We start from the raw sequence: 24,519 nt of genomic DNA on the forward strand, positions 1-24,519 counted from the left end.
CTCTACAAGACGTTCTGCAAATATTCTTGATTATTTCATGCTTTCCGGGCTTTTAGCTTCAAGGCTGTGTGCTTATCCTTTGCATTGTTCTTTCTCAGTTCTGAGTAAATATTCAGCGTTGTACTGGCATCCTTATGCCCCATAATGGACTGGATATACTTTATATCATCCATGCTGTTCTCTCCTGCCACGTTCTCGCATAACCAGCAACAGAAGGAATGACGGAATGTGTGCGGCGTTGCTCTCTCGATCTTGTCCACATTCTGTTTATTGTAGTCTCTTATGATCCGTTGCAGCAGGTGTTCCATAGTAACCTGTGGGATTAATTTCCCCTTACTGTTCGTAAAAATAAACGGGCGGGTATCATTAACACTTAATTCCGGTTTTCCGATCATGGAAATCTTGGCCCATCCTGCTGCCTGTTTCAGTTCCAGAAGTATATCCTTTACATCAGCAAGCATTGGAATCTCCCGGTTTCCATTCACGGTCTTTGTCTGACCAAGTACGAACTGATAATATCCATCTACCTTAGTGTATGTAATCTTATGGTTAATGCTGATAATCTCCTGGCCAAAGTCCAGATCATACCAGGTAAGCCCCAAAAGCTCCCCTATTCTGCATCCGGTCCACGCCAAAATGTAGAAGAATGGATAATAGCAGGCATATTTTGGTGTATTTCGTATAAATTCCAGTAATTTCCCCTGTTGGCTGTCTTCCAGGGAATGTTTTATCGTTTCCTCTATGTCATTCTTCCTTTTCACGGCTCCAACACATCCGGTTACAGGGTTATTTCTGATCAGATGCCGCTTTACTGCCAGATTAAAGGCCGCATTCAATATTTTATTGACTGACTCGACCATGCCTATCTTTACCGGCTTCTCCTTGTCATTCAGCATATTGTTGTAAAAGGTTTCTATCATGTCGGCCGTCACCTTGTTCGCTTTCTTTTTGCCGATGCTGTTCTTGATATGGACCCTGTAAACACTGGTTGTGCTGTTCAGGGTTGCCGGTTCCCAGTAAGGCATTTGCATCCTGATATGCTCCTCTACCAGCTTATTTACTGTCACATTCCCCTCCCAAACTTTAAGATCATCCAGGATCCCTTTTTGAATATTCTTCTCTATCTCCCTCAGACTTGGCCCCGGTTTCTTTCCCTCCGGCATTTCATCCTCTGGTCTTAATCTCCAGGAATATACATCATGTGCCTGTTGAGTATCATCATAGTATCTGAAGCGGTATTTACCGGATTTATCCTGACTTTCGCCTTTTTCCAGAACGATACCTCTGTTATCTCTTCTTGTAGCTGCCATTATATCACCCTTCTTTCTGCGATCTGATCTATCATCTCAGCAAATTCTTTATCATTATCTAACCACCTCAATATATGGTAAAAGGGCAGCAGTTGCCGCCCCTCTCTATGATTGTCCTATTTTAATCCAAGAAAACTACAAACAAATCTGAAAATTGTGTATGTTTGGTCATAATCTGCTTTCTCTAACATCTCTATGAGTTTCTTTTTGTAGTCCATGTTACGCCTCCGCCACTTTTGCGCTATCCTTAATTCGCTTTACCATCAAATAATTTGCAAGGTTATGTACTCTTTTGATGTCTTCCAGGTCATTCATCATTAAAGCATCTGTAATCAACCAGAAACGCTCCTGATCCTCCTCTGATAATTCCATAAAAGCTTCATTACCGGAACAAGCTGTCTGAAAAAGTTCTGCCAGTTCATAAGTGTGCTGCAATGATCTTCTGTTCTTGTTGTTCTGAACAACTTCCATGATTGCTTCCCTGCAAGGAATCTGAGTTAATGTGCATCTTTCCATTACTCTTCACCCTCCTGTTCTTCCTCTTCTTCCGGCGGCTGCTGATTGTACACTGCCTTTACATAACTTAAAGCCCTGCTGAGACATTTATAATCAAAGATTTTCAGTGTAAAATTGATAATGTCTGTCTGCATTGTAAGAATTAATCTCTGCTGCGAACAAAACTCCCAGTCTTTTTCCAGATTGTCAGCCTCTTCCTTTGCTTCTTTTAACTGTTTCTTGAGATCCGCGATAATCTCAGTTGCAAGAGCTGTACTTACTTCTTCTGTCTCCTGTGCCGGAATACCTGTAGCCTGCATCACTTCTGTTTCTTCTAATGTTCTTAATGTTTTTTCTTTACTCATGCTTCATTCTCCTCTCGTTCTAATTCGTGTACATAATCACATACTTTAGCAGATATAAATCCACTCAAAAAAATTACAAGAACGTCCATTACTGATATCATACTTTCGTTCCTTTCTTTTGTTGTCTGAGGGGAATGAGTATGTTATAATACGCACAGCCCCTCAATTTTGATCGTTTGTCGGGTTACTTTGCCCCTATCGGAGTACCAGTCCGGTAAGGGCTTTTTTATTAAATTGCTTCTACCTGAGACTTTCCGAAGAAACTGGCTTTGTATGTTGCCCCATCTCCTCTACTTCCCCAGATCAGAGAACATCCGAATAATGCTGATGCTCCATGCTTTACCTTATAACCAAGCTCTTTCCACTTAGCAAAGGTATTGGTTTCCTCCGTGATGCCTGCTGCATGTTTCGCATCTTCGATTCTCTTTGCATTGATTTCTTCTGCCTTTGCAGATAACCATGCTCTGTGAAGTGCTTCTGCAAAGCTGATATTCTTTGTCTTGCGGTAAACTTTCCATGCTTTCAACATGATCTTTGATAAGTTGTACTTCATGTTCTGTTTCTCCTTTCTGTTGGGATTCCTCAACAGCCCCGGCAGGCTTTAAACATCTAGTTCCTCTTGAACTTCTCAATCTCTCTTATCCTGTTTCCCGGTGTTCTGTTGTTGTCTTGCTTTCCCTTTCGGTACTCCCGTCAACCTTCGCTGTTGTTGTATTCCCTTGAACTAATCATAGTATACTATGTACGTAGTTGTATGTCTATTGACATTTTGCATAAATATGTACGTAGTTTTTCTGTATTTTTTACTATGTACACAGTTGACTTTTTGTGTTATACTATGTACATAATAGGGAAAGTGTAAGTATTTTATTACGCCCTCTTTCCAGAAAGGAACTAATACCATGAGTGAAACCAGTGCAAAAAGAAAATACGATATTGAATATGCCAAAAATAAACTTAAACGTATTCCTCTTGATGTACAAAAGGAAAAATACGAGGAAATCAAAGCCGCTGCAACTGCTGCTGGTGAATCCGTAAACGGATATATAAAAAAGGCTGTAGATCAGCGAATGGACCGCGACAATGCATAACACGAAAGGATGTGCTACCATGGCAAAACACTTATATACCTGTGATGATATTATGAATCTGCCTGATTTTATCCGGGTGGAGCTACTTGACGGAATAATTTACACAGATGACTTTACAGATTTAGAGATTGACGAAGAAGTTTTCCAGAATCCACCATCTGAGGAGCATCACGTTACCTATCGTCTTTCTATCGTTAAAAAATAAAGCAACATCTGATATTTTACTGTTCCATTTATTAGGAGGATTATATGAGCCTTTTTAGCAAAATCAAAAATGTTTTCAATTCATCATCCATTGATATTCCTGATGCGCAAACCATCTATTTTAAAAACGGAGAAATGTACAAAGTGTACCCCACCGATAAGGAAAGTTGGTACGATGCCAGATATCTAGTTTCAGATGGAGTAAAATATGATCTGGAGAATCTGGATGATTTAAGGTGTATTCCCATACCTGCTTTTACAAACATTGATATTATGCATGGCTACGGTATTACCGGAAGTTTAGAATATGTATTGCGCATGAAAGCTGGCAATCTCCGTAGAAAAGGACTCCTTAAAGAATCGAATTCTATCTTGGAGCGGATTCATCTTTTTATGGGTGCAGCTGATAATGGATATCAAGAAAAAGATTTTTTAATATATTCACATCTTCTCCTAAAAGAAGGACATTTTGAAGAATCAGAAAAATATAAAGCAATTGTGCAATCTTATTTAAAAACATTAAGAGTATGCCATAATTCCTTTTCTTTCTATAATTCTTCAAAAGATATGATGGACAAATTGCTTTTTGATTGTGGAAAATATAATACTGATTACATTTCTATGAGTGCCCATCGTGCTTGTTGTGAGGAATGTAATAAATTGCAAGGACGAGTATACAGTATATCAGGAAAAAGCAAAATCTTTCCTAAATTGCCAGATGTAATACGCGAAACAGGAAAAGTTCATGATGGATGTGGTCACAATTTTTCGGTCTTCTTTTACACCGGGAAAGATGATACTATTTTCGACAAAAACGGAAATAGCGTAAATGCTATAAAATCCAGTCAACGACCTTTTAAAGACGATCGTACTGCAGAAGAAAAAAAGAATTATTTAGAACATCTTGAACAATTACAGAAAGAAAAACAAAAGGATTTAGACGAAATTGAATATTACCATATATTTTATGAGCTTCCTGAAATTGCTCCAAAGTCATTCGGTGGATATCGTAGAATGAAAAATGCTCAAACAAAAAATTTTCTCAAACTCAAAGAGCAAGCAATAAAACATGGGATTTCAATAAGCTAAAACTGAATATAGTATATTTATCCAGGCAGCCAGTAGAGCGGCTGTGGTTCCCTGATCCTGAGCCTTGACAGGAGGGGATGCTTATGAGCGATTACGAGATATTTATGATAATCCTGACGACAGCCAGCTTAATTGTATCTATCCTTACATACACACATAAGAAATAGCCGCCCTGCTCTCTGGTAAAGAATAGGCGGCTACGTCTTAAACATATATCTTGCCAGGACGGGGAACCTTGACTTCCCTTACTGGCTGTCTTGATAAGTATATTATATGCCAGCTTCAGGAATTTGTCAATTTACTATAAACTGCTGCCTTATTCATTCTTCAATATGTTCTTCAGCTTTGTTTTTCTTTCTTAATGCTTCTTTCCCCCTCCAAACATGTCCTGTTACCTCATAAACTTTTCGCGGTGATACAATGTACGTAATCCGGCTACCGGAAAGGCTTTTTGCTGGCTTGTTGTTCTGGATAGCTACTCCAATCGGAAGCCATCCGTATACGATACCGGCTCTAATAGATGCTGCTGGAATACCAATTAGTTTGCTCGCATCAGCTACGGATATGCCCTCTGATGAGAACTCCGGCATCTGCGGTATTCCTGAGATGATTCTCGCCACTTCTGCGGCGAATTTATGTATTTCTGCGTTTTCTTTGATGTAGTCGTCAACTGCACTCATATTTTGCTTCTCCTTTCTATACTGCTTCTAAATACGCCAAGTCTTTCACCGTCTCAAGGCGTTCCTTGCAGTCTTTATATATTTCCTGATAATGTTTCCCTCGCATAATTCCCAGATCAACCTCATGCAAAATGATATTTTCCATTAAAGACAGGTTATTAAGCTGCATCACCGTAGCTTCGTCCCTTTTATTGATTCCTGCCATTTTATTTGCCAGCCTGGAATAAGTCATGTAAAGCATTTCTGCATGGCTGCTGCCCTGTCCTTTTGCATACTCAACAAGTTTCTGGATTGTATCGGTTTCTGCCTTTCTGGTAAGCTTTCCTGCTTTTCGGGTTTCAACCCACATTTGAGTAGATTTCTCACGGATAAAGTTCTCCATCTGATTAAATGCCCGGATATACTGCAATTTCCATTCGAGGGCTTCTCTCCCAGTAAACCCCATTGCTAAAAGAGAAAAACCATCACGATTCATATAAAATTTTCTATATGATTGCCCGTTACCAGATTTGTAAGAAGAAATCTTAAACATTATTTTCACAGCTGAATTTTCAGCAATGAGATTATCAATACTCTGCAAAACATTTTTATGTTCTTTTCCAAACTTCTCAGCTACCTGCAAGCTGTCACATACTGCTTCGTCATTCTTTAAATAAACAAGTTCATTCATACTGTACGCCTTTCTTTAGCTATATCCAAAAATACCATCTTGTTCCATCAATTTATTAATTTCTCGCCTGTTCCTCGCCTGTTCGATCAAATATATCGACTGTTAATCGACAGTTCAAGCACTCCCTGTTCTCGCCGTTTTACTTCCATTTTTCACTGCTTCCTCACTGCTTCGATTGGAGCGACACTGAAAAATCAGCAATAACGCCTGACCGTATTTCTCATAATAGATTCTTTATTGAACCGTAGGTTCGGCAGCAGGATTTTTATTAACTACCAGCATCACCGCTTCTACTGTTTTATCGGCTCATTTAGCCTTTATATTTGCTCTCCCTTACAACTTTACCTCAAACACTCTACAATCGTTTCTCGCCCTGTTTTATCCTTGTGTTGCTGTATTTTCAGACCTATTCTGCCTCAGTCGTTCTCCCATCTGCTGCCGCTGTTCCTCTGTATACTGCCTTGGCGGAGAAATCCGAAGCCAGGATACTGGAACATGAGCGCAAATGCTTCCGTCCTCGTTATCCGCAATGATCTGGCAATCTTCCGGGTGCTTCTCTGCCAGCTTGCGGATTACAGACTTATACCGACCCTGTGAGAATGATAAAGTTGCTCTGATATCATTGGTCATAAATTCAATTACATTTTCATTACATCCATCCATAAAAATCTCCTTTTTGTTCGATAATATTTACAGTCTTATTTTTCGGGGTTCGCTCAGGCTTCGTTCTAACGCATTTTACTCTTTTAGGGGCTCCGAAATCTCCGAATATTTTCGCGCGCGTTATCGTGTTACAAAACTCTTTTACGTGCGCATTATCGTGTCCACGAATTCCCATACTCCCGTCATTTTTTGTCTAAAAATCCATCAATTTGTAATCATCTTTAATATCATCAGGCAATCCCTTAAAAAGGAAATTCTGAGGCATTCTTCGCAATGTTCCAATAATTTCAAATCGCTGTTCACTCTCCAACATAGTTTTTATTTCTGGACATTCTTCAACATTCTTTGTATACCATGACTTCTGTTGTGGCGGAGAATACCGGGGATCATCACGCACATACAGGAACAGCCACTCTATACACAGGCTCATTGTAAATTGAACATACACCCCACATTCGTAATAATATTGAGCTATCATTAATGCATCATGAAGTGTAGTTGTTATCCGCTCTGGTTTCTGATAATGTCCTTCCGGGAAATATTCAACCCTGCATTCATTCTTCATAAAACTCCATGGAGCAATGGATACAAACGGAGCATGATCCGCCTGCACTTTCATTACCATCTGAGCTCTTTGGTATAAAGCATCAAGCCTTTTAATCAACGGACTTCCCATAATTCACCACCGCCTTTAAATATGCAAATCCTTTGCCTGTTTCTTCGTACCATTATGGCCCTGTAATTTCTTTCTGGCATTTTCCCTTCTGCAAGCTCTCAACCACTGATGCAGCTCCGGCACACTCGTAATGCCGGACCTCCTGCTACTTCGTCCTTGCTTTTTTGTATTACAGATCGTTTTTTGCCTGTATCCTGCTTCTGATCTTGCTGAACATCTGCACAAATGCTTTCTGTATCATCACCTGTTTTTATTAAATTTTTAAATTCTTCAACAGTATGTCCCTCTTCAAAATAATCGGTTATATCTGCTTTTGGCGTATTTGGCATTGGAACAATTATTTTAATGCTCTTGACTATGCCCTTTAGGTCTTTTACAACAGTAGATGCCAGTTTTCCCCCCGGCTTATCATTATCAGCTAGAACAATTACATTCGCATTTTGAAAAAGAATAGAAGCATCTGACTTCCAGTCTCCTGATCCGCCGCAGGTAACTGCTGTATATCCCTTTTCCATCAGCGTATTTACATCTTTTTCGCCTTCCGTATAAAAGACTGTCTCCTGACGATCTATCGCTTCCTGAATTGCAAAAACAGAACTACCATAAATGGCAAAAGTGTCCTTTGCTTTCTTCTCTAACTTGCATTTGATATAATCACCATTAAGCGTTCCATAAATCAGGGTCTTGTCCCATATCAAAACCTCATCGCCATTATCATCTTTTTTCTTTATCTGGTGCATTACCCGCACTTTAGTGAATGCATAGCCTAAATATTCCCCTTTGAGACTAATCAAAGAGTAGTTATAATGCTCAATATATCGACATTTTTTCTTCTCTTCCAAATAGTTAATCCAGCGCGGACGAGATGTCTCTTCATTTTCACTTGTTGAAACCTCAATCTTAAAAAAATCAACAATTTCGTCAAGTGCTTCCTTGAAGCCAATCCCTTTTATGTGAGAAAGTAAATCAAAGATATCTCCACCAACAGCACGACCAAAGTCGTAAAATGTCTGAGTATTTGGATATAATTCAATACTTGCAGTTCTTTCACCTGGAAACTTACGTTTTCCATATTCTTCTTCCAACCCTAAGTAATCCGCTACAGCACTGATAGACACAAAATCCTTTATCTCTTGGAGATTGATCAACATTCATCACTCTCCAATTCTTTCAATAAGTCCCTTGCGCTTTCCAAAGCTCTCAATGTATTTTCACCTCTATTCTCTAAAGTACGAATAAATTTTCGAATTTCCATTGTGTCTCCTGCTGCCGGAAGATAATATCCTCCTGGCGGAGTGGTGCTAGATAATATGACCTTGCCAGCCCTGCGTTCTGCTTCGATCTGCTTCTGAAGCATTCGAACGCTGGAAAAATGGCATTTCACAGTAAGGTACTCCGGTGTCAGTGCATTTTCTTTACCCGGCAGTAGGTTTTCGTATACTCCCATAGAAACACCGCCTTACTCTGAATACTTTGCTAAAATGTACTCATAGAATTTCTCAGGATTTACTCTTACAGTTCGTCCAATTCGAACTATTGAATTGGATTCTTTTGCCAAACGCATAACTGTGTTAATTCCAAGATTACTATTTTCAGCTACTTGTTGATAAGTGAGTAACCTTCCTTTTGGATTATTTGTTTTTAATGGATTCATAAATACCTTTCCTTTCATCTTGTTATTGTTGTGTTCCGTCTGAGTTTATGGTATTATATTTTAAAGATATTTTGTTCTCCTTTTATTATCTTTTTTATTTATTTCGGAGGTATTATGAGTAATATATTATCTTTAGAGAATTTTGATAAAGCACTTACACGAAAAAAATGGGATTTAAAAAAGCTAGCAAATGAATATGATAAAAAATATCCGAGTGAAAACGGAAAAACAATTTATAATACATTAAGGAAATGGCGTTCTCCAAACGGAAATCCAACATTAAATATTCTAGTGCGAATATGTGATTTATTAGAATGTGATATTGATTATTTACTTGGAAGAATTGAAGAATCTACCCATACTATAAAATCCATTCAAGAAAAAACAGGGTTATCCGAAACTTCTCAAAAAAGACTGCAGGAAATTATAAAAACACCACAAGATGGAAAAGAAATGATTGCAATACTCGATAAACTTATACAGAATCCAGCATTTTCCATTTTCCTTATCAAAGATATTAATAGATGCTATAGTAAATTTGACAATTTAAAATGGGCAGAAAATTCACCTCTTTCCAAAAATATTAAACAGAAACATGATATAAAAGAAGAAATAGAATTAAAAGATTCAGGGGACTTTCTATATGATCAATATCGTCGACGCATGTCAGATTGCCATGATTCTTATGATGCTTCGCTTTTTAGAATTCAAGGTGACTTTGGTAAACTAATTGATGATTTGATACAAAAATGTTATTATGAAAATAATCCTTATGATGAATAATAAAAAAGCACCCAATACCTCTCCTGATTCCTCTTAAGTAGCTCCGGTTATTTACCTTGTCTGCTTAAGAGGCATCATGTCATAGGCATTGAGTGCTTTATTGTATATTCGCTATATTAAAAAAACAGCCTCGCGAAAGACTGCTTGTGAAAATACTTAATAATACTCTTGAGGCAGTAGCAGACTAGCCACTACACTTGCAATCACTGCATGAACTGTTACTATAAAACCATTAATTACCATAGGCATCACCCTTTCAAAGAAAGTCTGGCACACTACATGTGTAGGTGCATACAAATAAACTACATACAAAATACTGTCTACGACAATCATAGCAATGGCTAAGCCACATCTGCCATCAGAGTTTCCTACTCCCTCAAAAATACTATATATTTATTATAGCATAAACCGCTTCATAATTCTACAAAATATCTTCGCAAAACATATCACTCATAAACTTTATCGTCCTACTGTAAAAAAAGCCGGAACCTGTTACAGCTCCAGCCCATTTTAATTCATTATAATGTTCCCTACAAAGAAATTCCAAAAACCCATACTATTTTCGCTCGCCTCTTAACAAAAAGTTTTACTTCTCATAAATTTCAAGCATCCCTCAGCAATATCCTCCAAATACTATCCTATGTACAAAAAGAATATCTTTATATTTTAATTTCATTAGAATTATTTTGAATTTCTTTATAAATACCATTGTCTGTTTGAATCCAAAACTTTTTCATGTCAAATCCCTTTTTTTCTAATTTCTTTCCAAATGCTTTTTCTTTTCTCATATCATGTTTAAAATCACTATTAGATTTGCTTCCTGTTAGTTCTTTTACATCTTTAATGTTACAACTTCTTTTTAGCTCATCTTCTAAACATTTTACTTGTGTGATACATAAGACCTTTTTTATTGATTTTTGCTTTTTTAAAAATTCAATATTTTTCTTTAATATATCAATATTTCCAGCATCTGTATCAAAAACCAATACTACCACTGTCCCCATTTTCAAAGACATTACCCTGAGATTAGTAAATTGCTCTGAAACAACATTGAATTTTTCTATTTTTCCAGGCTCTATTAATCGCAATTCAGTCTTCAGTACTTTAACTATTTTTTCTTCATCTTCGCCTTCAACATAATACTGATAATTTTTCCCCATTGTATACCCTCTTTTGCATTTTACTTCAATTTTTCCAATTCATAAATAAGTTCCATACTTGGCGCCACTGAAAACAAATCATTCTCAGCTGCATTTTTTACTGAATCGGTACTTCTTTTCAGAAAATCAGAAACATTTATACATTTTATAGTTTCCATATCATCATTCGTATCTTTTTTGAAAAATGTAAAGGTATGCTTAGGAAGTGGTAAATCAAGGATATCTGTATTATGTGTCGTGAAAAACAGCTGATCATTTCCCTTCAAACATTGAATCATTAACGTTAGAAAAGCTTTTTCTATATCTGTATGTATATATGAAAATTTTTCATCACAATAGTAAAATCCATTTTCACCATTAATAATGGCTGTTAACATACCTGCTACAGCTATTCCCGCTTTAGTCCCGCTAGACAACGTATCTGCTTTTGTCAACTCTCCATCTTGTATTATAACATCTTGATTTTTCATTCTTATAACAAAAGAATTTTTTACATCCCGCAGTTTTTCAACTTTAATAATTGATGTATCTAATGCTTTTAGAGTATTTTCCAAAACTGTTAAATATTTCTGGCTATTATAATATGTGTCGTATCTATAAACACCGCCAAAATCTACAGGATATTCAAATAACCATGATAATCCCTTTATCTTTCCCAGTTCTTCAACAAAATTTTTTTTCATATTACAATTCTGTTCATCCAACCGTTTGCTACAGCTCTCATAGCTATCTTTAACACCTATTTTTACATTATTTACACAAATACTAACATCTGTCTCTTTATATTTTTCTTCTGTTTTAGGAGCAATTTGAGTGATTATTCTATATAAAAAATCTCCATCATAAGTTACAAAATCCATTGAAAATGTTGCTTTCTTATGTGTATCACAAATTACACCGGTTATTTTTTCCATTTCTTTTTTATCCATAAAGTTAAATATATTCATTAGCATTCTACCCAAAGAAGTTTTCCCTGACGCATTAGCTCCCATAATTATATTTACTTTTTTATATCTAAAATTAGGATGATCTTTTAAAAATTCTTCTTCAATATAGGAATTTACTATTTTTTTTGGATAAGACATATTCATGTGAAAGTTCTTAAATGCCATAAAATTATCTAACCTTATATCCATCACTATCATCTTATGTTCCTCCCGTTTTCTTATTTCGCAAATCACGAAGTAATCCTCCACTTCTATACTATAACTATACTACACACTTGAAATATATTCAAATTAATTTTATAAAATATATTCATATATATTATTACTTAGAACCATTGCTTAAAACCATTCTTTCTTTTATTGCCCTTTTCTTTTCACAAATGTCATATTCTTTTATAAGATCAGCAATTCTAGTCATAATCTTAATAAGCTGATCTATAGTAAATCTCGCTTCAAATGTAAATGGTTTTTGTTCATTTGGCCTATCTTTCAACACAACAGTAGTATTTTTCAATATTCTACTAGCAGCCGTATATTCTTCCGGAAAATTAATATCAACATAAAAATGCGCAACTGCATTTCGAATTCTTTTCATGCAATTTTTCAAATTTCTTTCTTCCACTTTGATTTTCCAACTCGAATCATTTCCAAACCATTCGCAAATCTCCATAGAATCCATCGAAATTTGCGGTAATAATGTTTTATATTTTTCACAAGGAATCACAATACCACAGTACAATGTCCTAATTAAATTCATTCCTAAATTAATATTATAATTATCTGATTTCCGCGCTCCACGTTTCCATTTTTCAAAAAAATCACTTACAGACAATGGTTGCTCCGTTTGATTCCATAATACAGAATCTAAATTCATTAACAAACTAAATGTATCCAAATTGTTATCAAGCATTTCAACATAATATCCATGATTCATTTCGTTGTCCATAACAGCCTCCACTTTAATAATCATTATAATTCTATACTACATTTTATTTTTTACAGTTCTCTCTGTAATTCTATTTTTTGCGTCTTGTTACTAATTATACCTCATTCCGCGATTTTTCTTTCTCACCGGGGTAAAAAACGGGGTAAATCCAAAATACTACTCCCTGCATCCCCTGTATTTGCGTACATTTTCATAAATAATACTGATTTCGGGAGTAAAAATCAATAAATTCCTTGACGGGATTTAGGGCAAATGTTATAAATATAATAGGACTCAGTTTGAAAAACTATACCTAGGAGGAATATTATGCCAAATATAGAGTTACTTGAAAAAGCAACCCCAGTTGCTCCGATCCGTATCGCAGCACTTGCCGGATGTCAGGACCTTGCAAAAGAGGTTGACAAGAAGCTTGTAAAATTCCGTAAAGAACTTATAGCCAAAAAGAAACCCAGCACTGTACCACAGGGATACAGCCTTCCTTCTTTCCTTGTAGAATGTGAATGTGTACGCTTCGGTACCGGCGAGGGCAAGGGTTATATCAAAGAGTCTGTACGTGGTGCCGACCTTTTTATCATGGTGGATATCACAAACTACACAGAAACTTATACTGTCTGTGGTCATGAGAACCACATGTCCCCGGACAACCACTATCAGGATCTCAAACGAATCATCTCCGCAGCTACCGGTAAGGCTCATCGTATCAACGTGATCATGCCATTCCTTTATGAAGGACGTCAGCACCGCCGTACCAAGAGAGAATCTCTTGACTGTGCACTGATGCTCAAGGAACTGAGTGATATGGGTGTTTCCAACTTCATCACTTTCGACGCACATGATCCGCGTGTACAGAACTCTATCCCGCTGAACGGTTTCGACAACTTCTTCCCGACCTATCAGTTCCTTAAGGCACTGGTCAAGGACGTTAAGGACTTCAAGCTCGACAACGATCACCTGATGATCATCAGCCCGGATGAGGGAGCTATGTCACGAGCAGTATATTTCTCAAATATCCTCGGCGTCGATATGGGTATGTTCTACAAACGCCGCGATTACTCCACTATTGTAAACGGCAAGAACCCTATCGTTGCTCATGAGTTCCTTGGCGATTCCGTTGAGGGCAAGGATGTTGTTATCATCGATGATATGATCTCTTCCGGAGAGAGTATGCTCGATGTTGCAAAGCAGATCAAAGAGCGTCACGCAAAACGTGTCTTCATCTGCACTACTTACGGTCTGTTCACAGATGGTCTTAAGAAATTTGATGAATACTACGAAAAGGGCTGGATCGATAAGGTGATCACCACCAACTTAAACTACCGCGATCCGGAACTCCTCGAGAAACCATATTACATTGAAGCAAATATGAGCAAATATCTTGCAAGTATTATGGATATCATCAACCACGACCTGTCTGTAGAGAAGGTACGTTCCAGCAACGATAAGATCATGGAGCTTATGGAGAAAGTCAATAAGTGCTGATTTATCTGCCAAATAACATTTATGGGCTGTATACCGTTTTTATCTGTACGGTATGCAGCCCATTTTCTTTGTCGATATCTTTTATTTCGTTTTCTTTATTCCCAAAAACGCTCCAAGATTTCCCCTTTTGCCATGTGATGCCCTGTGAGAAAAAAGGAACTCCGGATTGCAGCAGGTGCACAGGTTCGGAAGGGAGATATGTTCCTCTCTGATTCCCGCTTCCAGCATGATCTGATGGTTCGCCTCCCAGAGATCCAGCTGATATTTTCCGTCCGGTTTTCCATAAAACAGAGAATCCCACTGTTCTTCTGCAAAATTCTCCTTAAACTGTTCAATCACATCCTCACTAACCTCATAGCAGTCCTGGCAGATAGAAGGTCCTACTGCAGCATAGATTTCTGACGGCTCAGAGCCGAACTCTTCCTGCATTCTCCGAACAGTAACCGCACCGATTTTTGCCACTGTTCCTCTCCAGCCGGAATGAGAAAGTCCGATCGCACGATGTACCGGATCAATGAAGTACAACGGCACACAATCCGCATAAAACGTTGCAAGTACCAGTCCCGGAACATTGGTGATCATTCCATCCACATCTGTGTACGGTCTTGGCTTTGTGATGCCGTTTCCACGGTCTTTTTCTGTGACAAGGCGGACATTCGCCGTATGTGTCTGATCAGAGGTTACAATATCGTTCATATCGAAGCCTGCGGCATCGGCTATTCTCTTATAATTTTCTTTTACCGCTTCCTCTTTGTCCCCCCTGGTAAAGCTCAGATTCATAGAGGAATAAATTCCCTCACTGACACCTCCAAGCCTGGTGCTGAAGGCATGCACAAATCCGGGCAGTTTATCAAATTCCGGATAAGTAAGATAAGTCACGCCCTCTCTTGTATTTACCCGCATTTTGGGTCTCTCTTCCTGATGCCATTTTATATCTGTCATCAATATCCTCCTTCTGTGTTTTATCCACAGTAATCAAAGGCATTCCTGATCCAGTGGATCTCTTCTCCGTCGATCGCCACCACATCAAATCTGCAGGGAGGTTCTCCATATCCATAACGCAGAAGATAAAACTGTGCCGCCCGGCTGATCCGGCGCTGCTTCCTGATATCAACTGCTGCTGCCGCCTCTCCCGAGACCGCCGTAGCCCGGTATTTCACCTCCACGAACACAAGATAGTTTCCATCCCTGGCTACCAGATCGATTTCTCCGCTCCGGCAGAAAAAATTCCTCTCAAGAATCCTTACTCCCTGTTTTTCCAGAAAGGCAGCCGCCTGCTCTTCATGACGACTGCCTGTTTTACGTTTGTTAATACGCTGTCTCTCTTTTCTTTTTGTGTGTCGGTATCTTTTGTAAGAAAGTCTGGCATATGGTCTTAAACCACACGCCGATTATACAAAATGCGTAATAAAACTTGCTCTGTGGATCGGGGTTGGTCCGTATTTTTTGAGTGCCTCAATATGCTCAGCGGAACCGTATCCCTTATTGGATGCAAATCCATATCCGGGAAGCGCACTGTCATATTCGACCATCATCCTGTCCCTTGTTACCTTTGCAACGATGCTGGCCGCTGCAATGGACGCGCTTTTGGCATCTCCCTTGATGATTGGAACCTGCGGGATCGTTACTCCCGGGATCGTTACCGCGTCATTGAGAAGAAGCTGCGGAGTGACCTTCAGTTTACTGATAGCTTCCCGCATTGCCTCATAGGTCGCCTGCAGAATATTGATCTCGTCAATCCTCTGCGGACTTGCCATACCAATACCTACCGCTATTGCTTTTTCCATGATAACATCATAAAGCTCTTCTCTTTTGTTCGCAGTAAGTTTCTTTGAATCATTCAGATAGAGGATATCGTGATCTTTCGGAAGGATCACTGCACAGGCTACTACAGGACCTGCCAGCGGCCCTCTTCCCACCTCATCAATCCCGCAGAGATATCCCAGATGTTCATATTCATGCTCGTAGTGCATCATTTCTTCCATGCGGAGCTTTTCCTTCTGGATGTTCGCAAGCTTCTTTTGATACTGCTGAATAATCTTCTGCACCCCGCTTCGTTCATCATCCGCATATTCCTGACAGAGTCCGTTCCACTGCTCTTCAGCTGCCGCGGCAAATTCCGCCTTGATTTCACCGATCTTTTTCATCTGCTTTTACCTGCTCTGCCCATTCAAGAGTAATTCGTCCGATCTTGCCGCCACGGAAATCGTCAAAAATCAGTCCGGAGGCTTTGACATAATCCAGTTCTTCTCCCCGTTTCAGACAGCCTCTTGCCTTTGCAATTGCTTCCAGAGTTTCAAGCGGCGTACCTTCCTCAGAAATGCCATAGCGTTTCTCAAGAAAGCCCGGATAATCCTTCTTAAGCTTCTCCAGAAGCCAGAGAGCCAGTTCTTCGATATTCAGGATATCATCCTTGATGGAACCAACGCAGGCCAGACGGATACCGACCAGTTGATCCTCGAACTTCGGCCAGAGAATTCCCGGTGTATCCAGAAGCTCTACATTCTTATTCAGGCGGATCCACTGTTTTCCCTTTGTCACGCCAGGCTTGTTTCCGGTTTTGGCACAGGCCTTCCCTGCAAAGGTATTAATAAACGTAGACTTCCCTACATTTGGGATACCTGCCACCATGGCACGGATCGGACGGTTTTTGATTCCTCTTCTCCTGTCACGCTCAATCTTTTCTTTGCATGCTTCCTGGATCACATTCTGGATTGTCTTCATTCCTGCCCCGTTACGCGAATCCACCTTCACCACATAAAATCCCTTGCTCTGAAAATATTCTTTCCAGGCCTCATTCTGTCTCTCATCTGCAAGATCTGCCTTGTTCAGAAGTATCAGACGCGATTTATTCTGTCCAAGCTGATCTATATCCGGATTTCTACTGGAGAGCGGCACTCTGGCATCCACCAGTTCTATGATCAGATCGATCAGCTTTAAGTCTTCCTGCATCTGCCGTTTTGCCTTGGTCATATGACCAGGGTACCATTGTATATTCATATCTGTCCTGACCTTTCGTATTTATTCATCTTTCGTAACTGTTCAGTACCCTCCCAGTTACGAGTCAAAATGCATTCCAAATCACCTTCGGTGATGGCATTTCGCCTTGTATGTCTCGGGATTTTGGCAAAAAATATGCCAAAACACCTCGCGGGATACTACCTTCTGAATAGTTACCATCTTTCACAAAAACCAAATTTCTCAAACGGAGAGCAGGTGAACCACAGCTTTCCGACAATATAACGCTTATTTACATTTCCGATATCAGAATAACGGCTGTCTTCACTGTTGTTGCGATTATCGCCCAGAACAAAATACTGCCCCGATTCCAGTGTAACTGTAGTGGAAGCAAGTCCCGGATTCGTGATCTCCGGAAACTGTCCGGCCTCCTGATACTCTTTGCCGTCAATCAGGATCTTTCCGTCAGAAATCTGTACCGTCTCTCCCGGAAGTCCGATCACACGCCGGATATGAAGTGCCGCATCATCACTGGCATTTGTTCTGAAAACGATCAGATCTCCTCTTTCCGGTGATGAAAATTTATATACTGCTTTATTGATAAAGAAACGATCACCGACAGAAATTGTCGGTTCCATTGAATTTTCCTGCATGGTCACAGTCTGGAACAACATGAGTGCCACCACTGCTGCAAACACCAGTGTTACCACAATCTGAAAGATCCACTTCAGAATTCCGCGAATCTTTCTGTCTTCCAGTTTTGCCTTTAATTCAAGAACCTTTGAGTGTTCTTTCCAGTTCTGTATATTCATATCTGCTCTCTCCCATAATGGAAAAGAGGGACAATAGCTGTCGTTATTGTCCCTGCTTTTAAAACATTTGAAATTTTCAGATAAAACACATTATCTAACGCGTTCTTTAACCTTTGCAGCTTTACCTACGCGGTCTCTCAGGTAGTTCAGCTTAGCACGGCGAACTTTACCCTGACGGATAACTTCTACCTTAACAACGTGTGGGGAATGAAGCGGCCATGTCTTCTCAACACCAACACCGTTGGAGCTCTTTCTTACTGTGAAAGTTTCTCTTGTGCTTCCACCCTGTTTCTTAAGAACAGTTCCCTCGAAAACCTGAACTCGCTCACGGTTTCCCTCTTTGATCAGAGCGTGTACTCTTACTGTGTCACCAACGCGGAACTGCGGTACTTCTGCTTTTAACTGAGCAGACTCAATGTTTTTGATAATGTCGTTCATTTTATTCTCTCCTATTCTTATCTGGATGTTCTTAATACATGACTCTGTAACAGAGGACCATCTTTTTTACAACGAAAATAAGTATACTATAAAAATATTCCGATTGCAAGCAGTTTTTTATTTTATGTTTAATTACCGGATGCAGTATCGGAAGCAGTGGTCGCATCGGAACTGCTCAAAATCTGATTCAGCTCATCGATCATCTCTTCGTCCTTCAGACGGAACTTGATCTCAACACGTCTGGAAGCATCCTTATCTACATTTCCATCTGCATCCAGAACCGGATTTGCCATGGAATGTCCGTTTACCGTCAGATAATTCTGAAGATTTGCCGATTGAGTGGAATCCAGAAAATTCCCCTGAATATCCAGAAGATACTGTGCCACAGCCAGGGATCTCTGCTGGGACAGCTGCAGGTTGTAGCTGTAGTCTCCGTCCGTATCGGTATAACCGTCAATGATGATCTCTGCAAGATATTTCATATAATCATCCTGCAGAAGCACCTTACAGTAGATCGGAAGGATCTGTTCCAGTGCCTGTTTACCGGCATCGGTCAGCTCCGCCTGATCATAATCAAACATAACGCTGGCCTCCAGTGTCAGTGCACCTGTCTGTGCATCAATATCCACACTGATATTGTTCCTGGAAAACTCATTCTTCAGAGCCTCTATAACATCTGCCTTGACACCAATGATCTGATCGATCTGTGCCTGCTGGTTCTTAAGCTGCTGAGTCTTGGTATCCAGTGCAGACTGCTGGCTTTTGAGTGTGGCTTCCTGTTCCTTAAGCTTGGCAGCCAGCGCGTTCAGCTGCTGTTCCTGTTCCTCAAGCTTCTCCTGCTGGGTCTTGAGCTGCTCGTCCTGATTCTTAAGCTGCTCGTCCTGATTCTGGATCGTTCCTTCCTTCTCATTCAGGGCATTCTGCTTGTCAAGAAGCTGCTGTGTGTATTCCTCCTGAAGTGCGATCTTGTCGTCTCTCTCCTTAATGCTCTCGTTGTAGCTTTTCTGAGCCTGAAAAAGAGTCACACACATCAGCAGTACAAAGAGAAGAAGAACTCCCGCCATCATATCAGAATAGGAACGCCAGACATTAAATCCGTTGTTTTCTGATTTTTTCTTTCTGCGCATTTGTCCTCCTATCTGAATATACCAAGCTTGCCTTTCTGTGTCCCTTTGGTCAGTTCACGTAAATTTCTGTTGAGTTCTTCAAGCAGTAACTGCTGCTGTTCTCCCTGCTGTTCCAGAAGTTCTTCCAGTTTATCGAAAGACTGTTTCTGTGTCAGCTGACCGGAAGAAAGGGTCACGGTCTTATCACTTCCTGCTGCCGAAATATCTGCAAGAAGACGGCGGACCTGATCCATCGTCTTGTAAGACAGCTTCTGATAATTCATAAACTCCTGAAGTCTTGCATCAAATTCCGCAACCACCTGACGGTTTGCCTGTGCAAGCTCTACATTACGCCTGCCCGCTGCGGAAATGCGATCCATTCCCTGTGCAGCAGCCTCGACATATTTCTGCATGGTCTGGTTGCACGCAACCCAGAATTTCGCAGAAGAAGCTTCCGCTTCCTTGAGATAATCTGCAAGATGCTGGTAATCTGCCTGCTGTTCCTTCTGGATCGTCTGATTATCCTTAAGAATGCGGTCTGCCCTGTCGAGATATTCCTTCTGTGCCATACTGGTATCCTCCAGCATGGTACGCATGTTGCGCTCATGCTCCGTATATGCCTCACTGAGCTGTCTGCTCATAGACTGATAGAGATTTGTCGTGTAGTTGGCATTGTCTGTCTGAGCGTCTTTAAGCTGGGTAAGTGCCCTGCCAAAATCCTCAAACTGTGCTTTGAAAGAAAGATTCATTTCCTTCAGGAAAGTATCCAATATCTCCCTGATCGCATCCTCCTGGCATTTCGTCACAGAAGATACCAGCACATCCAGAGAATCGTTCATCTTCTGGAAGGTCGGCGTGATAACCTTTTCAAAGCTGCCCGCCATCTGTACAGAGAATTTCTCCGCCATCTGCTCCATGGCTGCGGTCTGATTCTTCTGGCTGGAAACCAGGATATTCATAGATTCACTCTCTGCTGTCGGCATGACATATGTATGGAATCGATCCAGGAATTTCTGAAGACTCGCTGTCATTGAAGAATACTCTGACTTCATGCCGCAGGTATAGACGATCGACATCGCAATACCATAAATGGAAGTCAGAAACGCTACCTTGATACCGTCTACCAGAGAAGCAACCGATGTTGTCATTGCCTCATAGTTGGTAGGTTCAAAGTTCTTAAGTCCCCACACAAGTCCTACGAAGGTACCAAGGATACCAAGACTTGTAAAAATATCCGGAGCCATTTCCAGAAGACGCTTGTGGACATGTTCATCCATATCATCTCCATTCAGATACTCCTCGATATCACCGATTCCCTCATGACTCTGTGAGATCGCATCCGTAAAAGCCTGCATCTTCTCATCAAGATATCGCTGATGAAAGATACCATTCAGTGCAGAAACCTTATCTGCATCAACCTTTCCCGGAGACTGAAATACATTTCTGATCTCATCTGCCGCATCGCTCAGTGCCCTGGAAAGATCATTCATACGGAACATTCCGCCAAACATCCCGGCAATATAGGTAACTGCCATGATCCCCAGAAAGCAGAAGTTATAAATCAGTATACTGGCAGCTCCGCGGCCAACATAAAGGGTCATTCCGACAGCCGCTGCTACAACTGCCAGAAAAAGCATTACGTTTAACACCTTTTTTCTCATAAGCAACCTCCTTATTGTCTATTATCATATCATACCATTTTTTGACGAACAAGCTGTTTTCTCTACTTTACCAAAAGCCTCACAATTTGAACACATTTCAGGCAGCTCACAGACCGTACTCTGATCTGCAAAAAAGACAGCCCGGAAACCTTGTCATAAAAGATCTCCAGCCTGTCTTATCTGTTTTATTTACGCATATACTTTATCTTCTTCCAGAAGGACTGCCTGTCCATCCTTAACCTCAACAACATTCACGCTGCAGTTCGGAGGCACGCATCCATGCCAGAAATTCTCAGGATCCTGATACACATTCTGCAAAAGTGCTCTTACCGCGCACCCGTGGGATGCGATCAGAATTGTTTTGTCCAGGAGGGAAGGATCATGAATCTTTTCGTCCCAGAAATCCTTCGTCCTTGCAAGAATATCTGCAATGTTTTCTCCGTGCTTTGGGCGTTTAAACTTCCATGGATCCGTAAAAAACTTCTCCATCTCCGGATTCAGATACTCATGTGCATCATTAAAGCAGATCACTCCCTCCAGCTCACCGAAATTGATTTCCTGGATCCTTTTGTCCTCAATGACAGGTACTTCTCCAGCCTGACTGTCAAGGATCAGTTCTGCCGTCTTTCTGGCTCTCGCAAGGGGACTGCTGAAGCAGAGATCAAACCGGACATCTTTCAATGCTTCTCCTGTTTTCTCTGCAAGCAGGATACCATTTGGAGCGAGCGGGATATCTGCCGCCCCCTGCACCTTATGAAGCTTGTTCCATACAGTCTCCCCATGTCGTACCACATAAAGTTTCATCAGCTTCTCAACTCGATTCCAAGAGCAGTAAGACCATTCAGAATCTTCTTCATTGCTGCTGTGATCTCAGCCTCTTCCAGAGTTTTTTCGTGATCACGGAATACCACAGAGTATGCCATGGATTTGTATCCTGCCTTGATCTGTGCTCCCTCATAAATATCAAACAGCTGATAGGATTCGAGGATTTTTCCGCCCCTCTGTTCCAGAACGTCCTCGATCTGACCTGCGAGAACGTGCTTCGGAACAACCATGCTTAAGTCACGGGTAACTGCCGGATATTTTGCGATTCCGGTAAATTTATGGTTGAATCCGCAGAATTCAAGGATATCCAGAATGTCGATCACTGCAACATAAGTTCTGTCTCCGATTCCATAATTATCAGCAACGAGTGGATGTACTTCTCCAAGATATCCGACCACCTTGCCTTCATAGATGATGTTTGCCTGTCTGCCCGGATGCAGGTAGGTCTTGTTGCTGTCCGGTGTATAATGAACCTTTTTCTTCATTCCGGATTTCTCGAAGAATTCTTCGATCACACCCTTCATGTCAAAGAAATCTCCGGCTCCGTACATACCAAGAGTGAAGTGTACTCTTTCATCCGGAAGTTCTGTCAGTGGAAGTGCCTTTGGCAGATAAACCTTTCCGATCTCATAGAGACGGACAGCCTTGTTTCTTCTGTTATAGTTTGTCGCCAGGGAAGAAAGCATTCCATGCAGAGTTGTAGTACGCATGATACTGTAATCTTCTCCGAGCGGATTATTGATTGTGATCACTTTGCGAAGTTCACTGTCCTCCGGGATACGAAGCTTGTCGAATACCTTCGGGCTTTCGAAAGAATAGGTCATTCCCTCTGAGAAGCCGCAATATTCTGCGATATCTCTTGCCACATTTTCAATGCGGAGTTTAAACGGAAGTTTTCCTGTTGTAGCTTCTCCGGTCGGAAGTGTTGTCGGGATTTTGTCATATCCGAAGAATCTTGCAACCTCCTCTGCAACATCTGCCATGCAGTGGATATCCTGGCGGAAGGTAGGTGCCACGATCTCGTTCGTCTGAGGATCCAGCGTCAGTTCCACCTTTGCAAGATATGCAAGCATCTCCTCTTTTGTAAGGTCTGTTCCAAGAAGTGCATTGATTCTTTCCGGCTCAAACGGTACTCTGGAAGGCTCTCTGGTCTCATTGCATACATCTACACAGCCGCCAACAACCTCGCCGGCTCCCAGTTCTTCCATCAGCTGGCAGGCACGGTCGATCGCTGCTTTTGCATTGTTCGGATCAAGACCCTTTTCGAATTTACCGGAGGCATCGGTACGAAGACCGATTCTCTTGGAAGAAAGACGGATGTTTGTGCCGTTAAAGCAGGCAGCTTCAAACAGAACTGTGTGTACATCATCTGTGATCATGGAGTTCTCACCACCCATAATTCCAGCGATACCGACTGCTTTCTTTCCATCACAGATCATAAGAACCTGATCGTCCATCTCTCGTTCCTGACCATCCAGAGTCACGAATTTTTCTCCTGCTTCTGCACGGCGGACCACGATCTCCTTACCTTCAATTCTGTCCAGATCATAAGCATGCATCGGCTGTCCAAACTCTTCCATTACATAGTTTGTGATATCCACAAGGTTGTTGATCGGGCGGATTCCGTTGGAAGCCAGACATCTCTGCATCCATTTCGGAGACGGACCGATCTTGATGTTCTTGACAACTCGTGCTGTATATCTCGGGCAAAGCTCCGGATCCTCTACCGTAACCTTAATATAATCAGATGCATTCTCATTGTTTCCGGTTTCTTTTACTGCCGGAGGGATGAATTTCTTATCAAAAGTAGCTGCTGCCTCTCTTGCAATTCCAAGTACTCCATAGCAGTCTACACGGTTGGATGTGATCTCATATTCAAATACAACATCATCAAGGCCAAGTGCTTTGATCGCACTTTCGCCGACAACTGCATCCTCCGGGAAGATATAGATGCCGTATTCCGGTGCTTCCGGATACATTTCTCTTGTGCTTCCCAGTTCTTCGATGGAGCACATCATTCCATAAGATTCGATTCCTCTGAGCTTTCCTTTTTTGATCTTAATCCCGCCAGGAGCTGCTTTGCCGTCATGGCCGCCTGCAACACGTCCGCCGTCTAAGACAACCGGTACCTTGTCTCCTTCTTTGACATTCGGAGCACCTGTTACGATCTGAATAGTTTCTGTTCCGACATTGACCTGACAGATGATGAGCTTATCTGCATCAGGGTGTTTTTCTATTTTTTCAATCTGTCCGATCACAATCTTTTCAAGGTCAGCATCCAGTTTCTCGAAGCCTTCTACCTTTGTTCCTGACAGTGTCATGGCATCTGTGTATTCCTGGGCTGTTACATCCAGATCCGGCACATACATTTTAATCCAGGACATTGATGTATTCATGTTTTATATCCACCTTTCGATTTTTTGTATAAAGGTAACTGTTCAGTACCCTCACAGTTACGAGTCAAAATGCATTCCAAATCACCTTCGGTGATGGCATTTTGCCTTGTA

At 40.8% G+C, this 24,519-nt stretch carries 29 protein-coding genes; 5 read left to right on the top strand and 24 right to left on the bottom strand.

What is annotated here, in order from left to right; translation table 11 throughout:
- Positions 1–35: 35 nt before the first annotated feature.
- The 4 genes from GT674_RS11995 to GT674_RS12010 all read right to left on the bottom strand — a co-directional run bounded on the left by GT674_RS11995 (position 36) and on the right by GT674_RS12010 (position 2,723).
- A complete protein-coding gene (locus GT674_RS11995) occupies positions 36–1,310 on the bottom strand; it encodes a site-specific integrase (RefSeq protein ID WP_161285916.1) in 1,275 nt (424 codons plus the stop codon).
- A gap of 219 nt (positions 1,311–1,529) precedes the next feature.
- The gene (locus tag GT674_RS12000; protein ID WP_161285917.1) at positions 1,530–1,826 is read right to left on the bottom strand and encodes a hypothetical protein; all 297 of its coding nucleotides are present in this window, start codon (positions 1,824–1,826) and stop codon (positions 1,530–1,532) included.
- Positions 1,826–2,170 carry a hypothetical protein gene (locus tag GT674_RS12005; RefSeq protein WP_161285918.1) on the bottom strand — a complete coding sequence of 115 codons (345 nt, stop codon included), beginning with the start codon at positions 2,168–2,170 and terminating at the stop codon, positions 1,826–1,828. The genes GT674_RS12000 and GT674_RS12005 overlap by 1 nt, the downstream gene beginning before the upstream one ends.
- 229 nt (positions 2,171–2,399) lie before the next feature.
- Positions 2,400–2,723, bottom strand: a complete 324-nt coding sequence (locus tag GT674_RS12010) for a hypothetical protein (RefSeq protein WP_118048735.1) — start codon at positions 2,721–2,723, stop codon at positions 2,400–2,402.
- A 349-nt stretch (positions 2,724–3,072) separates the two neighbouring features.
- Between GT674_RS12010 and GT674_RS12015 the strand changes: the two genes are divergently transcribed.
- From GT674_RS12015 to GT674_RS12025, 3 genes are read left to right on the top strand one after another with little or no spacing between them, the layout of a single operon-like run.
- Entirely contained in the window at positions 3,073–3,261 is a 189-nt protein-coding gene (locus tag GT674_RS12015) for a hypothetical protein (protein WP_117998558.1), read from the top strand.
- Between the two features lie 19 nt (positions 3,262–3,280).
- Positions 3,281–3,466, top strand: a complete 186-nt coding sequence (locus tag GT674_RS12020; protein WP_161285919.1) for a hypothetical protein — start codon at positions 3,281–3,283, stop codon at positions 3,464–3,466.
- Positions 3,467–3,510: 44 nt separating this feature from the next.
- Complete coding sequence (locus GT674_RS12025; RefSeq protein WP_161285920.1) at positions 3,511–4,554, top strand: phage minor capsid protein; 1,044 nt, start codon at positions 3,511–3,513, stop codon at positions 4,552–4,554.
- 320 nt (positions 4,555–4,874) lie between these two features.
- Here the strand turns inward: GT674_RS12025 and GT674_RS12030 are convergent, their stop codons facing one another.
- The 7 genes from GT674_RS12030 to GT674_RS12060 all read right to left on the bottom strand — a co-directional run bounded on the left by GT674_RS12030 (position 4,875) and on the right by GT674_RS12060 (position 8,897).
- Positions 4,875–5,234 carry a hypothetical protein gene (locus tag GT674_RS12030; RefSeq protein ID WP_118071012.1) on the bottom strand — a complete coding sequence of 120 codons (360 nt, stop codon included), beginning with the start codon at positions 5,232–5,234 and terminating at the stop codon, positions 4,875–4,877.
- A 16-nt stretch (positions 5,235–5,250) separates the two neighbouring features.
- The gene (locus GT674_RS12035) at positions 5,251–5,904 is read right to left on the bottom strand and encodes a Rha family transcriptional regulator (protein ID WP_161285921.1); all 654 of its coding nucleotides are present in this window, start codon (positions 5,902–5,904) and stop codon (positions 5,251–5,253) included.
- 378 nt (positions 5,905–6,282) lie between these two features.
- Complete coding sequence (locus GT674_RS12040; RefSeq protein WP_161285922.1) at positions 6,283–6,567, bottom strand: hypothetical protein; 285 nt, start codon at positions 6,565–6,567, stop codon at positions 6,283–6,285.
- Positions 6,568–6,760: 193 nt separating this feature from the next.
- Positions 6,761–7,243 (bottom strand): hypothetical protein, encoded by a 483-nt coding sequence (locus GT674_RS12045; RefSeq protein ID WP_161285923.1) that lies wholly within the window; start codon positions 7,241–7,243, stop codon positions 6,761–6,763.
- Between the two features lie 98 nt (positions 7,244–7,341).
- Positions 7,342–8,394, bottom strand: a complete 1,053-nt coding sequence (locus GT674_RS12050) for a CHC2 zinc finger domain-containing protein (protein WP_161285924.1) — start codon at positions 8,392–8,394, stop codon at positions 7,342–7,344.
- Positions 8,388–8,690 carry a hypothetical protein gene (locus GT674_RS12055; RefSeq protein ID WP_161285925.1) on the bottom strand — a complete coding sequence of 101 codons (303 nt, stop codon included), beginning with the start codon at positions 8,688–8,690 and terminating at the stop codon, positions 8,388–8,390. The genes GT674_RS12050 and GT674_RS12055 overlap by 7 nt, the downstream gene beginning before the upstream one ends.
- A 12-nt stretch (positions 8,691–8,702) precedes the next feature.
- On the bottom strand, positions 8,703–8,897 hold the full coding sequence (locus GT674_RS12060) for a DUF6462 family protein (RefSeq protein ID WP_161285926.1): 195 nt from the start codon (positions 8,895–8,897) through the stop codon (positions 8,703–8,705).
- 114 nt (positions 8,898–9,011) lie between these two features.
- On the opposite strand from GT674_RS12060, the gene GT674_RS12065 reads away from it, so the two are divergent.
- The gene (locus GT674_RS12065) at positions 9,012–9,680 is read left to right on the top strand and encodes a hypothetical protein (RefSeq protein ID WP_161285927.1); all 669 of its coding nucleotides are present in this window, start codon (positions 9,012–9,014) and stop codon (positions 9,678–9,680) included.
- A gap of 659 nt (positions 9,681–10,339) precedes the next feature.
- Here the strand turns inward: GT674_RS12065 and GT674_RS12070 are convergent.
- The 3 genes from GT674_RS12070 to GT674_RS12080 form a co-directional block, all read right to left on the bottom strand.
- Positions 10,340–10,840: a hypothetical protein gene (locus GT674_RS12070; protein ID WP_161285928.1), complete on the bottom strand. Its 501-nt coding sequence runs from the start codon at positions 10,838–10,840 to the stop codon at positions 10,340–10,342.
- 20 nt (positions 10,841–10,860) lie between these two features.
- Positions 10,861–11,985 carry an AAA family ATPase gene (locus tag GT674_RS12075; protein ID WP_161285929.1) on the bottom strand — a complete coding sequence of 375 codons (1,125 nt, stop codon included), beginning with the start codon at positions 11,983–11,985 and terminating at the stop codon, positions 10,861–10,863.
- A 124-nt stretch (positions 11,986–12,109) separates the two neighbouring features.
- Positions 12,110–12,733 carry a HEPN family nuclease gene (locus tag GT674_RS12080; protein ID WP_161285930.1) on the bottom strand — a complete coding sequence of 208 codons (624 nt, stop codon included), beginning with the start codon at positions 12,731–12,733 and terminating at the stop codon, positions 12,110–12,112.
- Between the two features lie 306 nt (positions 12,734–13,039).
- Between GT674_RS12080 and GT674_RS12085 the strand changes: the two genes are divergently transcribed.
- Positions 13,040–14,212, top strand: coding sequence for a ribose-phosphate pyrophosphokinase (locus GT674_RS12085; protein ID WP_161285931.1), 1,173 nt, complete (start codon positions 13,040–13,042; stop codon positions 14,210–14,212).
- Positions 14,213–14,293: 81 nt separating this feature from the next.
- Here GT674_RS12085 and pgeF read toward each other — a convergent pair whose 3' ends face one another.
- From pgeF to pheT, 10 genes are all read right to left on the bottom strand, one after another.
- Complete coding sequence (pgeF, locus tag GT674_RS12090) at positions 14,294–15,154, bottom strand: peptidoglycan editing factor PgeF (protein WP_243149115.1); 861 nt, start codon at positions 15,152–15,154, stop codon at positions 14,294–14,296.
- A gap of 20 nt (positions 15,155–15,174) precedes the next feature.
- Entirely contained in the window at positions 15,175–15,525 is a 351-nt protein-coding gene (locus tag GT674_RS12095; protein WP_161285942.1) for a YraN family protein, read from the bottom strand.
- Positions 15,526–15,603: 78 nt separating this feature from the next.
- Positions 15,604–16,359 (bottom strand): ribonuclease HII, encoded by a 756-nt coding sequence (locus tag GT674_RS12100; RefSeq protein ID WP_161285932.1) that lies wholly within the window; start codon positions 16,357–16,359, stop codon positions 15,604–15,606.
- Positions 16,343–17,212, bottom strand: a complete 870-nt coding sequence (gene ylqF, locus GT674_RS12105; RefSeq protein ID WP_161285933.1) for a ribosome biogenesis GTPase YlqF — start codon at positions 17,210–17,212, stop codon at positions 16,343–16,345. The genes GT674_RS12100 and ylqF overlap by 17 nt, the downstream gene beginning before the upstream one ends.
- A 173-nt stretch (positions 17,213–17,385) precedes the next feature.
- Positions 17,386–17,982 (bottom strand): signal peptidase I, encoded by a 597-nt coding sequence (lepB, locus tag GT674_RS12110; RefSeq protein ID WP_161285934.1) that lies wholly within the window; start codon positions 17,980–17,982, stop codon positions 17,386–17,388.
- Between the two features lie 90 nt (positions 17,983–18,072).
- Positions 18,073–18,420 carry a 50S ribosomal protein L19 gene (gene rplS, locus GT674_RS12115; protein WP_161285935.1) on the bottom strand — a complete coding sequence of 116 codons (348 nt, stop codon included), beginning with the start codon at positions 18,418–18,420 and terminating at the stop codon, positions 18,073–18,075.
- Between the two features lie 128 nt (positions 18,421–18,548).
- The gene (locus tag GT674_RS12120; protein ID WP_161285936.1) at positions 18,549–19,547 is read right to left on the bottom strand and encodes an OmpA family protein; all 999 of its coding nucleotides are present in this window, start codon (positions 19,545–19,547) and stop codon (positions 18,549–18,551) included.
- An 8-nt stretch (positions 19,548–19,555) separates the two neighbouring features.
- A complete protein-coding gene (locus tag GT674_RS12125; protein ID WP_161285937.1) occupies positions 19,556–21,187 on the bottom strand; it encodes a MotA/TolQ/ExbB proton channel family protein in 1,632 nt (543 codons plus the stop codon).
- Between the two features lie 189 nt (positions 21,188–21,376).
- Positions 21,377–21,991, bottom strand: coding sequence for a histidine phosphatase family protein (locus tag GT674_RS12130; RefSeq protein ID WP_178637928.1), 615 nt, complete (start codon positions 21,989–21,991; stop codon positions 21,377–21,379).
- A complete protein-coding gene (gene pheT / locus GT674_RS12135) occupies positions 21,991–24,408 on the bottom strand; it encodes a phenylalanine--tRNA ligase subunit beta (RefSeq protein ID WP_161285938.1) in 2,418 nt (805 codons plus the stop codon). Before pheT ends, GT674_RS12130 begins: the two co-directional genes overlap by 1 nt.
- Between the last annotated feature and the right edge of the window lie 111 nt (positions 24,409–24,519).

Source organism: Blautia sp. BIOML-A1 (assembly GCF_009883055.1).
In the GTDB taxonomy this organism is placed as follows: Bacteria; Bacillota; Clostridia; order Lachnospirales; family Lachnospiraceae; genus Blautia_A.